General features: G+C 64.0%; 14 protein-coding genes. 11 read left to right on the plus strand and 3 right to left on the minus strand.

What is annotated here, in order from left to right:
• Positions 1-250: 250 nt before the first annotated feature.
• The 3 genes from CKW25_RS21860 to CKW25_RS21870 all read left to right on the plus strand — a co-directional run bounded on the left by CKW25_RS21860 (position 251) and on the right by CKW25_RS21870 (position 4,038).
• On the plus strand, positions 251-691 hold the full coding sequence (locus CKW25_RS21860) for a cytochrome c (protein WP_095082456.1): 441 nt from the start codon (positions 251-253) through the stop codon (positions 689-691).
• A 3-nt stretch (positions 692-694) separates the two neighbouring features.
• Complete coding sequence (locus tag CKW25_RS21865) at positions 695-2,122, plus strand: cbb3-type cytochrome c oxidase subunit I (RefSeq protein ID WP_095082458.1); 1,428 nt, start codon at positions 695-697, stop codon at positions 2,120-2,122.
• Between the two features lie 77 nt (positions 2,123-2,199).
• The gene (locus CKW25_RS21870; RefSeq protein WP_095082461.1) at positions 2,200-4,038 is read left to right on the plus strand and encodes a nitric oxide reductase activation protein NorD; all 1,839 of its coding nucleotides are present in this window, start codon (positions 2,200-2,202) and stop codon (positions 4,036-4,038) included.
• A 259-nt stretch (positions 4,039-4,297) separates the two neighbouring features.
• On the opposite strand, the gene CKW25_RS27140 is transcribed toward CKW25_RS21870, so the two are convergent.
• Together CKW25_RS27140 and CKW25_RS21880 are read right to left on the minus strand one after the other, a co-directional pair.
• Positions 4,298-4,492: a protein DnrP gene (locus CKW25_RS27140; protein WP_095082463.1), complete on the minus strand. Its 195-nt coding sequence runs from the start codon at positions 4,490-4,492 to the stop codon at positions 4,298-4,300.
• A complete protein-coding gene (locus CKW25_RS21880) occupies positions 4,489-5,172 on the minus strand; it encodes a Crp/Fnr family transcriptional regulator (RefSeq protein ID WP_095082465.1) in 684 nt (227 codons plus the stop codon). The genes CKW25_RS27140 and CKW25_RS21880 overlap by 4 nt, the downstream gene beginning before the upstream one ends.
• Before the next feature lie 719 nt (positions 5,173-5,891).
• Here CKW25_RS21880 and CKW25_RS21885 point away from each other — a divergent pair.
• From CKW25_RS21885 to CKW25_RS21920, 8 genes are all read left to right on the plus strand, one after another.
• On the plus strand, positions 5,892-7,082 hold the full coding sequence (locus CKW25_RS21885; protein ID WP_095082467.1) for an NnrS family protein: 1,191 nt from the start codon (positions 5,892-5,894) through the stop codon (positions 7,080-7,082).
• Positions 7,083-7,105: 23 nt separating this feature from the next.
• A complete protein-coding gene (locus CKW25_RS21890; RefSeq protein ID WP_095082469.1) occupies positions 7,106-7,546 on the plus strand; it encodes a CopD family copper resistance protein in 441 nt (146 codons plus the stop codon).
• Between the two features lie 148 nt (positions 7,547-7,694).
• Positions 7,695-8,342, plus strand: coding sequence for a pyridoxamine 5'-phosphate oxidase (gene pdxH / locus CKW25_RS21895; protein ID WP_095082471.1), 648 nt, complete (start codon positions 7,695-7,697; stop codon positions 8,340-8,342).
• 98 nt (positions 8,343-8,440) lie between these two features.
• A complete protein-coding gene (gene moaB, locus CKW25_RS21900; RefSeq protein WP_095082473.1) occupies positions 8,441-8,995 on the plus strand; it encodes a molybdenum cofactor biosynthesis protein B in 555 nt (184 codons plus the stop codon).
• Entirely contained in the window at positions 8,992-10,227 is a 1,236-nt protein-coding gene (gene glp, locus CKW25_RS21905; protein ID WP_095082474.1) for a gephyrin-like molybdotransferase Glp, read from the plus strand. The genes moaB and glp overlap by 4 nt, the downstream gene beginning before the upstream one ends.
• 128 nt (positions 10,228-10,355) lie before the next feature.
• Complete coding sequence (locus tag CKW25_RS21910) at positions 10,356-11,351, plus strand: peptidase U32 family protein (protein WP_095082476.1); 996 nt, start codon at positions 10,356-10,358, stop codon at positions 11,349-11,351.
• Between the two features lie 10 nt (positions 11,352-11,361).
• On the plus strand, positions 11,362-12,252 hold the full coding sequence (locus CKW25_RS21915) for a U32 family peptidase (RefSeq protein WP_095082477.1): 891 nt from the start codon (positions 11,362-11,364) through the stop codon (positions 12,250-12,252).
• Positions 12,246-12,716, plus strand: coding sequence for an SCP2 domain-containing protein (locus CKW25_RS21920; protein WP_095082478.1), 471 nt, complete (start codon positions 12,246-12,248; stop codon positions 12,714-12,716). The genes CKW25_RS21915 and CKW25_RS21920 overlap by 7 nt, the downstream gene beginning before the upstream one ends.
• A 525-nt stretch (positions 12,717-13,241) precedes the next feature.
• Here CKW25_RS21920 and CKW25_RS21930 read toward each other — a convergent pair.
• Complete coding sequence (locus tag CKW25_RS21930; RefSeq protein ID WP_095082482.1) at positions 13,242-13,616, minus strand: putative zinc-binding protein; 375 nt, start codon at positions 13,614-13,616, stop codon at positions 13,242-13,244.
• Positions 13,617-13,695 lie beyond the last annotated feature (79 nt).

Raw genomic sequence — 13,695 nt, forward strand, 5'->3', positions numbered from 1 at the left:
GGCGAGGGAGCTTGCTCCCGCTGGGGCGCGCAGCGGCCCTAAAACCAGTCACCGCGATATTCGGATAGAAAGCAGGTGCAAATGCGGCCGCTACGCAGCCGAGCGGGAGCAAGCTCCCTCGCCACAGGTATGTGCCTGGCTTCCTGGCGCCAATACCCGAGTGAAACCATCGGCGTTTCTTGATCGCCATCAAGCAGGTTTCAACCCTTCGCTTCCTATCATGGACGGGCCAAGCAAAGAGGAAGCGACCATGTCAGAGACCTTCACCAAAGGCATGGCCAGGAACATCTATTTCGGGGGAAGCGTGTTCTTCTTCCTGATATTCCTGGCCTTGACCTATCACACCGAGCAGACCTTTCCCGACCGCAGCAATGCAGCGCAATTGACCGAGTCAGTGATTCGCGGCAAGACGGTCTGGGAGCAAAACAACTGCATCGGTTGCCACACGTTGTTGGGCGAGGGCGCTTACTTCGCGCCTGAACTGGGCAATGTGTTTCAGCGCCGCGGCGGCGAGGAGGCGTTCAAACCCTTCCTGCATGCCTGGATGAAGATGCAGCCCCTGGGCGTACCCGGGCGTAGGGCGATGCCGCAATTCAACCTGAGTGAGCAGGAAGTCGACGACATCGCCGAGTTCCTCAAGTGGAGCTCGAAAATCAATACCAATGGCTGGCCGCCAAACAAGGAGGGCTGAGTGATGAGCATTGCCAATCCACATCTGAAGTTCGCCTCGCAAGCCGTGGCCAAACCCTACTTCGTATTTGCCCTGATCCTGTTCCTGGGCCAAGTGTTGTTCGGTTTGATCATGGGCTTGCAGTACGTGATAGGGGACTTCCTGTTCCCGGTCATTCCCTTCAACGTCGCGCGGATGGTGCACACCAACCTGCTGATTGTCTGGCTGCTGTTCGGTTTCATGGGGGCCGCCTACTACCTGATTCCGGAGGAGGCCGACCGTGAGCTGCACAGCCCGAAGCTGGCGCTGATCCTGTTCTGGGTGTTCGCCGCCGCTGGTGTACTGACCATTCTCGGTTACTTGTTGGTGCCTTATGCGGGCCTGGCGAAGCTGACCCACAATGAGCTGTTGCCGACCATGGGCCGGGAGTTCCTGGAGCAGCCGACCATCACCAAGATGGGCATCGTGGTGGTGTGCCTGGGGTTTCTCTACAACATCGGCATGACCCTGCTCAAAGGCCGCAAGACCACCGTCAGCATGGTCATGATGACCGGGTTGATCGGCCTGGCGGTGTTCTTCCTGTTCTCCTTCTACAACCCCGGCAACCTGGCCCGCGACAAGTTCTACTGGTGGTGGGTGGTGCATCTGTGGGTGGAGGGTGTGTGGGAACTGATCATGGGCTCGATGCTGGCCTTCGTGCTGATCAAGATCACCGGGGTGGACCGGGAAGTGGTGGAGAAATGGCTCTACGTGATCATCGCCATGGCGCTGATCACCGGGATCATCGGCACCGGTCACCACTTCTTCTGGATCGGCGCGCCCGAGGTCTGGCTGTGGGTGGGCTCGATCTTCTCGGCGCTGGAGCCGCTGCCCTTCCTGGCCATGGTGATCTTTGCCTTCAGCATGGTGAAGAACCGCCGCCGGCAGCATCCGAACCGCGCCGCTACGCTGTGGGCCAAGGGCACCACCGTGACCGCCTTCTTCGGTGCCGGAGTCTGGGGTTTCCTGCACACCCTGGCCCCGGTCAACTTCTACACCCATGGCTCGCAACTGACCGCCGCCCACGGGCACCTGGCGTTCTACGGTGCTTACGCGATGATCGTGATGACCTTGATCAGCTACGCCATGCCACGCCTGCGCGGGCTCGGTGAGGCCGCCGACGAACGCTCGCAGACCCTGGAGATCTGGGGCTTCTGGTTGATGACCCTGTCGATGGTGCTGATCACCCTGATGCTGACCGCCGCCGGAGTGGTGCAGGTGTTGTTGCAACGTTGGGCAGAGGACGGCAGTGCCTTGCCGTTCATGGCCACGGTCGAGCATCTGCAAGGCTTGTTCTGGGCGCGCCTGGTCAGTGGGCTGGGGTTCTTCGTCGGGCTGCTCTGCTATCTGGCGAGCTTCCGCCAGCGCGCTCGTGCCGCGTTGCGCGCACCGGCGGCGGTGGTTCCATCATGAGTCGCCGTTAGGTCTGGAAAGGGTCGGTCCGGCGGCGACGCCGGGCCGTTTTTTGGCACATGAAACCAGGAGGCTCCATGGCCTTCACCCTTGAATTGGAAGAATGGGTCGGTAGCGTCTGGCATCGCTTCATCACCCGCCGCGCGAGCCCGGACTTCCCAGAGGCCCGGGTCGAACTGGCCCCGCGGCAACGCTCGCTGGCGCTGTTGCAGCGGGCCATGGGCGATGTCGGCAACCGGGGCGTGGAGGCCGCCAGCGAGCGTGACCTGCTGCTGCGGCGTACCCTGTTGCAGCAGATCGCCGGCACCTGCCGGCAGGTGCCGTTGGCCTGGTGTGACGCACAGAATCTGCGCCTGCCGGCGAGCCTTGCGGTGTTTCCCGACGCCGGCCTGAATGAGGAACTCTATCGCTGGCTGGCACTGCTGGCGGCGCATTCCGGGCCGATGCGGCACTGGGGCCGGGACAACCAACGCTGGACCCAGACCCTGTTGCAGCGCTATCCGCCGTTGCGCGCCCGCTATCGACGTCTGGTCGAGGCCCATCTGCAACTGCGCCCGGATCCGGCGTCGCTGAGCCCCGCCGAAGCCGCGCTGGAGCGCAGTGTGTGCCAGGCCCTGCGTGAACCGGGCAGTGTCAGCGAGTTTGTGCGCAGTGAGCGGGCGGCCTGGCCGGTGCCGCTGTGGCTGTATCCGCCGCTGCATCTGGCCAGCCCGCAAGCGGCGGATCTCGAGGAGTCGGATGAGTGCCTGGCGACACCTCCGGGCGAACAGCAAGGCGGTCGCAAGCGCGCCACGCGGATCGACGACAGCACGCGCCAGGGTGGGCTGCTGGTGGTGCGCCTGGAGAACCTGTTCAGTTGGACCGAGCACGTGGACCTGGATCGCTGGTCGGATGATCGCGAAGACCCCGACGCCGCAAGGGTCGCCGATGACCTGGACCAACTGACCCTGTCGCGCACCCGCCTGCGCAAGGGCGGTGGTCTCAAGCTGCACCTGGATTTGCCACCGGCGGACGTCGATGACATCCCCCTGGGGGCGGGCATCAAGTTGCCGGAATGGGACTATCGCCAAGCGCGCTTGCGAGACGACTTCGTCAACCTGCAAATGCTCGTGCCCCGTGATTCCCAGGCGCAGCCGCTGCCTGCGCGGCTCAAACCCTCGGCGCAGCGCTTGCGGCGACAGTTCGAACACCTGCGCAATGACCGGCAATGGTTGCGGCAGCAGCCCCAGGGCAGCGAGCTGGACATGCAGGCCTGGCTGGACTTTCACGTCGAGCGTGCACATGGGCAGTGCGCCGAGCGTGGCCTGTTCATGGAGCAACGCCAGACTCGTCGCGATCTGGCGTGCCTGTTGCTGGCCGATCTCTCGATGTCCACCGATGCCCACCTGAACACTGAACATCGGGTGATCGATGTGATCCGCGACAGCCTGCTGCTGTTTGGCGAAACCCTGTCGGTGCTCGGCGACGATTTTGCCCTGTACGGGTTTTCCTCGCTGCGTCGCCAGCAGGTGCGGATGCAGGAACTCAAGGCGTTCGATCAGCGTTATGACGACACTACCCGGGGGCGCATTCAGGGGCTCAAGCCGGGTTACTACACGCGCATGGGGGCCGCCATCCGCCAGGCCACCCAACTGCTGGGCGGCTGCAAGCGGCGGCGCAAACTGTTGCTGTTGCTCACGGACGGCAAGCCCAATGACCTGGATCTGTACGAGGGGCGCTACGGCGTTGAAGACACCCGCCAGGCGGTGCTGGAGGCCCGGCGCCAGGGGCTGACGCCGTTTTGCATCACCATCGATCGTGAAGCCGGTGCGTACCTGCCGTACATGTTCGGCGGCCATGGCTACACCCTGATCCACCAACCGCAACAACTGCCCCTGCGCTTGCCGCAGCTGTATCGGCAATTGACCCAGCCTTGAGGGTAATGCTGTTCAGTCAAGAAGTGCTTAAAGCGAGTAAAAGCCCCCGTGGCGAGCGAGCTTGCTCGCGCTGGGGCGTGAAGCGCCCCCAACAAAGCGACCGCGGTCTTTCAGAACGAACTCGGCGATAGTTTTTGGGGCTGCTGTGCAGCCCAGCGCGAGCAAGCTCGCTCGCCACGGGGGATGTATTGAACCCCCTGTCCTTAACTGAACAGTATTGCAGCCTTGAGGGGCGGCGGTTGGCGGCGAGCCGCCGCGCTTAACCGCGCGGCAGCCAGAAAAACATCGTCACGCAGAAGATCGAAAGACCAATGCAGAACCACCTGAAGCGTCGTAGCGTGCGTTGTCGGGCACCGTTCGCCAGCGCTGACAGGGGCATGCCGCAGTGGCTGCAGGTAGTTTGCCGAGGCGGGTGAGGGTGCTGGCAATACAGGCAGGCGGGCAGGGCATTCACTCGAAGTGCTCCAGGCGCGGACGGTCGAGAATGACAATCTGGCGGCCGTCCTGGGTGATGATCTTCTCATCGATCAGGCGGCGGATGATCCTCGAGAAGGTTTCCGGCTGGATGGACAGGTGGCCGGCAATCAACTGCTTGGCCATCGGCAACTCGAACTGGCGCTCGACCGGCTGCAGGTGCATCAGTTGCGTGAGCAGGTACCGCACGACCCGGTGGGTGGCGTTCTTCAGCGACAGGGTTTCGATCTCGTTGATCCGTTGATGCAGGCGCATGCTGAGTTTGCCGAGCAGGGCGAAGGTCAGGCGGCTGTTGCTCTGCAGCAGGCGCATGTAGGTGCTGTTGCTCAGGCGATAGAGCTGCGTGGGGCCCACGGCTTCAGCCGAGGCCACATAGTTGGGCGTGTCCATCAGCATCATCGCCTCGGCGAAGGTTTGTCGCGGGCCGATGACTTCGAACACTTTCTCCTGCCCGTCCGGGGTCAGGCGGTAGATCTTCACCGCACCGGCAATCACAAAGTAAAACGAATCGGCGGGCTCGCCCTGGCGAAACAGCGGTTCGCCCTTGTCGATGCTCAGCAAATGGCTGGACCCCATCAGCTCATCCAGTTGTTCTTCATTCAAGGGCTCGAACAAGTGATGGCTGCGCAGAATCTGGTGATGGACGCGGTGAAGCACCATGAGAATTCATCCTGAAGAATGGAAAAGTAAGCGTTAAGGGGGTCTATCCGTGGCGAGCGAGCTTGCTCGCGCTGGGCTGCGCAGCAGCCCTCAATAAAGCTGTTGCGGTCTTTCAGAAACAACTCCCAGGCCAGTTCTGGGGCCGCCATGCGGCCCAGCGCGAGCAAGCTCGCTCGCCACCGGCAGCGTTCACTTTTGGCGGCGGCGTTGGCTTCAAACCAGGCCCAGGGAAATGCCACTGGCCAGGGCGATGACCGAGCTGAGGACGACAAACCACGCCAGTGGCTGGATAACGTTATTCATGACGACTCCGGCGGAGTGAAAGGGGATCAAGGTGGCATGGCTTGAGCAAGACTCGGGCCAGGCGCGCCGCCCTAGCATTTAGTGGGCTTCTCAAAACCATGAGGTCAAAATGACTATGGTGTTATGTGTCTAAATGACCATCATCTTGTCATTTAGACCATTTTCTTGAAGGTCCCCGCCATGAGAGGGGCTGCCGGGACCCTTGTGTGCCGGCACCGCAGTCTCACCACGGGAGCAGGGCACGGCCCTTGCAAGTCCTGATGTGACAGCAGGCGGGCAGTTTGCCCCCGTTGTTGTCCGGCAAGCTTGATTTGCGACAAAGGCAGTGACGCGTCATTACCGGATGATTGCCTCGGAATTCAATTCGTCGCGAGCGGACCCGTGTCAGGTCGGCAGCGAGGTAAAGGAGTGGCTTGATGCAAGTACTTGACCGCCGCACGGCGATGGCCATCGTGCCAGTGTTACGCCTGGCTTTTCGGCCGTTGTTCCTCGCCGGCGTTTGCCTGGCGTTGCTGGCGATACCGCTCTGGCTGATCGCCTTGAAGGGGGGCGTTGGTGACTGGCAGCCCGCCGGTGGCTGGCTGGCCTGGCATCGGCATGAGCTGTTGTTCGGTTTTGGCCTGGCGATCATCGCCGGCTTCCTGTTGACCGCGGTACAGACCTGGACCGGCCAGCCTGGTCTCAGCGGCAAGCCGCTGGCGGCACTGGCCTTGCTCTGGCTGGCCGCGCGGGTGGCCTGGCTGGTGAATCTGCCATGGCCGCTGGTGGCGCTGCTGGAACTGGCGTTTCCGTTGGTGGTGGCGGGGCTGATGGGGCGTTCCCTGTGGCGCGTGAGGCAGCAACGCAACTACCCGATTGTCATGGTGTTGCTGCTGTTGGCGGCGGCGGACGGCTTGTCGGTATATGGCCTGGCGCAGGGTCATGAAGGCTGGCAGCGCCAGGGCGTGCTGACCGGCATCTGGCTGGTGGCGGCGATGATGGGCTTGATCGGTGGACGGGTCATTCCGTTCTTCACCCAGCGTGGCCTGGGCCGGACCGAGGCCGTTGCCCCGTGGGCCTGGCTCGATCGTCTGTTGTTGGCAGGGGCGGCGCTGGTGGCGTTGCTGTATGCCGCCGGGCCGGCGCTGTCGGCCAATCGCTGGATCGGCCTGCTGTTCGCGGCATTGACGGTCGGGCACCTGGTGCGCCTGGTGCGCTGGCATGACCGCGGGCTGTGGCGCGTGCCGTTGCTGTGGTCGCTGCACCTGGCCTATGGCTGGTTGGCGCTGGCGTGCCTGGGCATGGCGCTGTGGCATTTCGGTGTGGCACTCAACCCCAGCCTGGCGGTGCATTGCCTGACGATAGGGGCCATGGCCGGGCTGATTCTGGCGATGATCGCGCGGGTCAGCCTGGGGCACACCGGGCGTGCACTGGAACCGCCGTCGGGCATGACCCTGGCGTTCATTCTGCTCAACCTGGCCTGCTTCAGCCGGGTGGTGCTGGTGCTGGTGCTACCGGTGGCGGCGTTGTGGCTGGCGGGACTGTGCTGGGCCCTGGCGTTTGCGCTGTACGCCTGGCGCTACGGGCCGATGCTGCTGCGGGCCCGGGTCGACGGGCATCCGGGATAAGCGCACGGCGCAGGAGGCGGACGATGATCTATCCCTTTTTACTGGTCACTCATTTGCTGGCGGCCATCGGCTTCATCGGCACCCTGTTTTTCGAGGTATGGATCTGGCACTCGGCGCGTCGGCAATTGGCGGCGGATGCCCGGGCAACGGCGGACCAGGCCATTGCCGTGCGCTCGCGCAAGGTGCTGCATGGCGTGGTGCTGGTGTTGTATGGCGCAGGTCTTGGCCTTGCCTGGCAGCATCGCGGCGTCCTGAGCCATCCGCTGGACAGCCGTTTTGCCAGCCTGTTGAGCCTGAAAATCGTGCTCGCCCTGAGCATCGTCGGGCACTACCTGCTGTTGGCGTACTGGCTGCACAACGCACGGCTGACAGAGGCCCGGGCCAGCTGGATTCGCCGCAGCATCCTGGGGCACATGCTGCTGATCGTGATCCTGGCCAAGGCGATGTTCTATTGGCACGGTTGAACGCCGGTGCGTTGACCGTCAGGGCTTCTTGATCAGTGAGGACTGTGTGCTGATGCATCACCCATTCAACGCCCGCTGTTGATGATGATCAAGGTGTTGCTGTGCACGGCCTCGCAGACTGTGCGCAACCTCACCGGAGATCACCGTCATGCCCCTTTCCCTGGCTCAGATGCGTCGCAACTACACCCTCGATGGCCTGCAGGAGGAGGGCGCGCCGGACGATCCATGGCGGTTGTTCGGCCAGTGGCTGCAACAGGCCCGCGATACCGAACAGGCACCGGTCGAGGCCAACAGCATGCTGTTGGCCACGGTCGACCGTGAGGGCCGGCCGCACTGCCGGGTGTTGCTGCTCAAGGGTTACAGCGAAGCCGGCTTGACCTTTTTCGGTCACTACCAGAGCGCCAAGGGCCAGGAGCTGGCCGCCAACCCCCATGCCGCCATGACGTTCTTCTGGCCGGCGCTGGAGCGCCAGGTGCGGGTCGAAGGGCAGGTATCGCGCCTCGACCCGGATCTGTCGGATGGGTACTTCGATTCGCGCTCCCGGGCCAGTCAGTTGGGTGCCTGGGCATCACCGCAAAGCCATCCGCTGGCCAATCGGGCGCAGTTGGATGGGTGGCTGGCGCAAACAACCCGGCGCTTCGACGGCCAGCCCGTGCCACGTCCCGAGCAGTGGGGCGGTTACTGCCTGCAGCCGCAACGCATGGAGTTCTGGCAGGGGCGCGCCGACCGCCTGCATGACCGGCTGGACTACCGTCTGCACGAGGGCGTGTGGGCACGCAACCGCCTGGCTCCCTGAACGGCGGCGCCTCGTGGAGGTACCTCCTTGGAGGAATAGGTTCGCCCGGTGTTTCGGTTCAGGCTTGGGTCAGTCCTCATTTACGGGAAGGCTTGGATATGGCCCATCTGGCGCAACGCACGTTTCAACCGTTGAACATTGCCGTGCTGACCATCAGCGATACGCGCACCTTTGCCACCGACACCTCGGGGCAGACCCTGGCCGACTTGCTGCAAAAGGCCGGGCATGTGCTGATCGATCGTGACCTGGTGCCGGACGATATCTATCAGATTCGCGCCAAGGTCTCACACTGGATCGCGGACCCTCAGGTACAGGTAGTGCTGATGACCGGCGGCACCGGTTTCACTGCCCGGGACAACACGCCGCAAGCGGTGATGCCGTTGCTGGACAAGCATGTGGAAGGCTTCGGCGAGTTGTTCCGCCAGGTGTCCCTGGCGGAAATCGGCATGTCCAGCCTGCAGTCCCGTGCCTTGGCCGGGATCAGTAACGGCGTGCTGGTGTGCTGCGTACCCGGCTCGCCGGGTGCCTGCCGCACTGCCTGGAACCAGATTCTGCTGCAACAGCTGGACAGCCGCACCGGCCCGTGCAATTTCGCCCCTCACCTCAAGCCTCAACCACACCAGGTGCTCGAGGCGTGCGAGGTGCGCTCATGACCGGCCGGGTCTGCGACAGCGGTCAGCTGATGCCCGTGGACGAAGCCATCCGCCATCTGCTCGACCAGGCACCGCCGCCGCCCTCGGTGCAGACGATTCCCCTGGATCAGGCCTTGGGCCGGGTGCTGGCCAGCGACATCCATTCGCCGCTGAGCCTGCCTTGCTGGGACAACAGTGCCATGGACGGTTTTGCCTTCAGGGCCGCCGACCTGCCCGCCACCGGGGGCAGCCTGCCATTGGCCGGACGTATCGCCGCGGGGCAGCAGGCAGGCTCGCCTTTGCCGGCGCAGGCGGCGGTGCGGATCTTTACCGGTGCGCCGTTGCCGCCGGGGGCTGACACCGTGGTACCGCAGGAGAGCTGCCGGGTCGAGGGCGATCGTGTCTGGTTGCCCCCGGCAACGGTGGGCGATCACGTGCGCAAGGAAGGCGAGGAGATCCGTCAGGGGCATCTGTTGCTCATGGCCGGCAAGCGCTTGCGCGCCCAGGAGCTGGGGTTGCTGGCCGGTGCCGGGATTGCCGAGGTCGAGGTCTATCGGCCGTTGCGAGTCTGCCTGTTGAGCAGTGGCGACGAGCTGCGCGAGCCGGGCCAGTCCCTGGCGCCGGGGCAGATCTACAACAGCAATCGGTATTGCCTGTCGGCCTTGTTGCGCGGCTGGGGCGTCGAGGTGCATGACTATGGGGTCATGGCCGATGAGTTGGCGGCCAGCCGGCATGCCTTGAGCCTGGCGTCGTCGGAGTGTGATTTGCTGTTGACCTCGGGCGGTGTCTCGGTCGGCGAAGAGGACCATCTGAAACGGGCCATCGATGAGTTGGGCAGTGTGGATTTCTGGCGGCTGGCGATCCAGCCAGGCAAGCCACTGGCGTTCGGCGAAGTGGCGGGCAAGCCGTGGATCGGCATGCCGGGTAATCCGTCGGCGGCGCTGGTCACCGCCCTGGTGGTGGTGCGTCCATTCCTGCTCAGGGCCCAGGGCGTGAGTCAGGTGATGCCGCGGCCCGTGGCGCTGCCAGCGGGCTTCGACTGGCTGCAAGCCAACCGGCGCCGGCAGTACTTGCGGGCAAGACTGGTCCCCGATGCCGACGGACAGTTGCGTGTGGAGCTGCATCCCCAGCAAAACTCGGCGATGTTGTCGGCGGCCTGCTGGGCCGATGGCCTGGCGGTCGTGGAGTGCGAGCAGCAGGTGCGCAAGCACGACAACGTGCAATTCCTGTCCTTCGCCGAGTTGATGCACTGATGGCAATTGATTGCCGTCAAGGCCGTTGCTGCCGGTCTCGCTAGACTGGCGGCGCACTCGACACCGCGGGCCTGTCCGCACCCGGCACGACGCGCAGGTCCGCACGCACTCCTTGATGAGGATTCCCCATGCAACTGGTCTGCCCGGCAGGCAACCTGCCTGCGCTCAAAGCGGCGGTGCGCCAAGGCGCCGACGCCGTTTATGTCGGTTTTCGCGATGACACCAATGCCCGGCATTTCGCCGGATTGAACATGGACGACAAGCAGTTCGATGCAGCGGTCGCCCACATTCGCCAGCATCAACGCAAACTCTATGTCGCGGTCAACACCTACCCGCAACCCAAGGGCTGGGAGCGCTGGCAGCGCGCCGTGGACCGTGCCGCCGATCATGGCGTGGACGCGCTGATCGCCGCCGACCCCGGGGTCCTGGCGTATGCCAGCCAGCGTCACCCGCAACTGACCTTGCACCTGTCGGTCCAGGGCTCCGCGACCCATGCCGCCGCGCTGGCGTTCTATGCGCAGCGCTACGACATTCGGCGCGCGGTACTGCCACGGGTGTTGTCGCTGGCCCAGGTGCGCCAGGTCGCGGCCAGCAGCCCGGTGCCCATCGAAGTCTTCGGCTTCGGCAGTTTGTGCATCATGGCCGAAGGGCGTTGCCACCTGTCGTCCTACATTACCGGCGAGTCACCGAACCTGTGCGGCGTCTGTTCGCCGGCCAAGGCGGTGCGCTGGAGCGAAGATGCCGAAGGCTTGAGCGCACGGCTCAACGACGTACTGATCGACCGCTATACCCCTGACGAAGCCGCCGGCTATCCGACCTTGTGCAAGGGGCGCTTCCTGGTCGACGGCAAACGCTTTCATGCCCTGGAGGAACCCACCAGCCTCGACACCCTGGACCTGCTGCCGGAACTCGCGGCCATCGGGGTGGAGGCGGTAAAGATCGAAGGCCGCCAGCGCAGCCCGGCGTATGTCGAGCAAGTCACCCGGGTCTGGCGCGCGGCCCTCGATGCCCATCGCGCCGCGCCTAAAAGCTTCACGGTCAAGGACCAGTGGCGTCAGGTGCTGGCCGGTTTGTCCGAAGGCAGCCAGACCACGCTGGGCGCCTACCATCGATCATGGCAATGAGGGGCAGAACATGAAGCTTAGCCTGGGACCGGTCCTGTATTACTGGGACAAAGAACAAGTGGGGCGTTTTTACGCCGAGATGTCGAGCCTGCCCCTGGATGTGATTTACCTGGGGGAAACCGTGTGCTCGAAACGCCGGGTATTGTCCCTGGATCAATGGCTGGGCCTGGGGCGCGAATTGCAAGCGTGCAGCCAGGCGCAACTGGTGCTCTCCAGCCTGACCCTGATCGAAGCCGCGTCGGAGCTCTCGAGCCTGCGCCGCCTGTGCGACAACGGCGAGTTGCTGGTGGAGGCCAATGACATGGGCGCGGTGCAGTTGCTGGCCGAACGCAAGTTGCCGTTCGTGGGTGGCCCGGCGCTCAATCTGTACAACGGTCAGGCCCTGGCGCAACTGCAAGACAGCGGGATGATCCGCTGGGTGCCGCCGGTGGAGTGTTCGGCGGCCTTGATCCGCGCGGTGCTTGAGCAGGTGCGTGAGCTGGGTCGTGAAGTGCCGCAAGTGGAAGTCTTCGCCTATGGGCATTTGCCCCTGGCCTATTCCGCTCGCTGCTTTACCGCCCGGGCGGAAAACCGGCCCAAGGATGATTGCCAGTTCTGTTGCATCAACTACCCCGATGGGTTGGCGCTCAGCAGTCAGGACGGGCAGGCTCTGTTCACCCTCAACGGTATTCAGACGATGTCCGCCGAGGTGACCAATCTGCTGGCCGACTATCCGGGGCTGGTGGCCAGCGGCGCCGATATCGTGCGCTTGAGCCCACGGGCCCAGGGCATGGCCGAGGTGATTGCGGCCTGGCAGCGGGTCCGCCTGGGTGAGGCGCCACCGTTGTTCGTCGAAGGCTGCAACGGCTATTGGCATGGCCAGGCCGGGATGTTGCGCGTCGAGGAGGCCGGCCTGTGTTGAATCGAAAGAAATGGCTGTTGCACGGTGCCGATCGCGTGCTCCCGCTGGTCCGGCGGGTGCCTTTCGTGGTGCAGCGCCTGGCGTTGCAGCAGGCCCTCAATCGCTGCCTTGCCGAGCCGTTGCGCGAGGGCGAGTTCGATCTGTTGCGCGGGCGCTGGCTGTGCCTGCGGATTCCGGACCTCGGCCTGGCGTGGTACCTGACCCGATCCCGAGCAGGACTGCAGATCGCCGAGCGGGCCGAGGCCGATGTGACCATCAGCGGCAACTGGCGCGAGTTTCTGCTGCTGGCCAGTCGGCAGGAAGACCCGGACACTCTGTTTTTTCGCAGGCGCCTGGTCATCGAGGGGGATACCGAATTGGGGCTGACCCTGAAGAACCTGATCGACAGCCTTGATCCGGAGGTCTTGCCAGGCTGGTTGTGGCGCAACCTGGAACGGGCGGGGAAGGGGTTGGCGGCAGGTTGAGCAACTTCCACAAAACGCGGTACACCCCCTTGCCACCCGCTCCAGCGTGAACGCGGCCTTCGTGGCGAGGGAGCTTGCTCCCGCTGGGCTGCGCAGCGGCCCCGGAAAGGCGATTGAGGTTTGGCAGAAAGACCTCGGTTACCGGTTTTGGGGCTGCTATGCACCCCAGCGCGAGCAAGCTCGCTCGCCACGGGTTTGGCCTCCCGGGTTTTGTGATGACAGCCGACGGCGCTGCTTCGAAGTACGCCTTCCACGCCAGCGTGAACGCTGCCCTTGTGGCGAGGGAGCTTGCTCCCGCTGGGGTGCGCAGCGGCCCTAAAAAGGCGACTGAAGTCTGTCAGAAAGACCTCGGTTACCGGTTTTTGGGCTGCTTCGCACCCCAGCGCGAGCAAGCTCGCTCGCCACGGGGGCCAGTGTTTGGCATCCCGGCTCCTTGGCGAGAGCGGGCTGTGTGATAAAGGCAGTTGCCTCCATTGGATTTATTTTGCCCGTCAGGCCGCTTCAGCAGGCTCCAATCCGTGGGTTTCAATACTGCCGGGCATCACTGGCAATCAACCCCTTGATCTCTTCAAACAACTCATCACACTGCAGCCCCGTGCAATCCTCGCCATAGCGCTTGCGCAGCCCGTAATGGCTGAGAATCAGGTGCACATCGGCGTGCAGGCCATGTTGTTTCAAGCAGTTTTCGACGCATTGCAGGGGGCAGCCGTCCAGCGCCAGGATCCGGTGTGCGGAACGTGCCTTGTTGACCAGGGCGCTGACATGCCCGCCGACTCCGGCGATGCAGGACATTTCGGCAAGCCCCTGGCGATCCAGGCGTACAGCGAGGGTGTTGGCCAGTTGGGCGACGTTGGAACAGCCTGAGCAGGCGTAAACCAGAGGCAGGGTGGATGGGGGCATGAAGGCTCTCCGCTGATGGACCCCGCCAGTGTGCAAGGCTGTGCGCCGGGCGCCTTGATGATGGTCAAGTCCGCCCGTG

It is taken from the genome of Pseudomonas sp. Irchel s3h17 (assembly GCF_900187505.1).
Lineage (GTDB): Bacteria > Pseudomonadota > Gammaproteobacteria > Pseudomonadales > Pseudomonadaceae > Aquipseudomonas.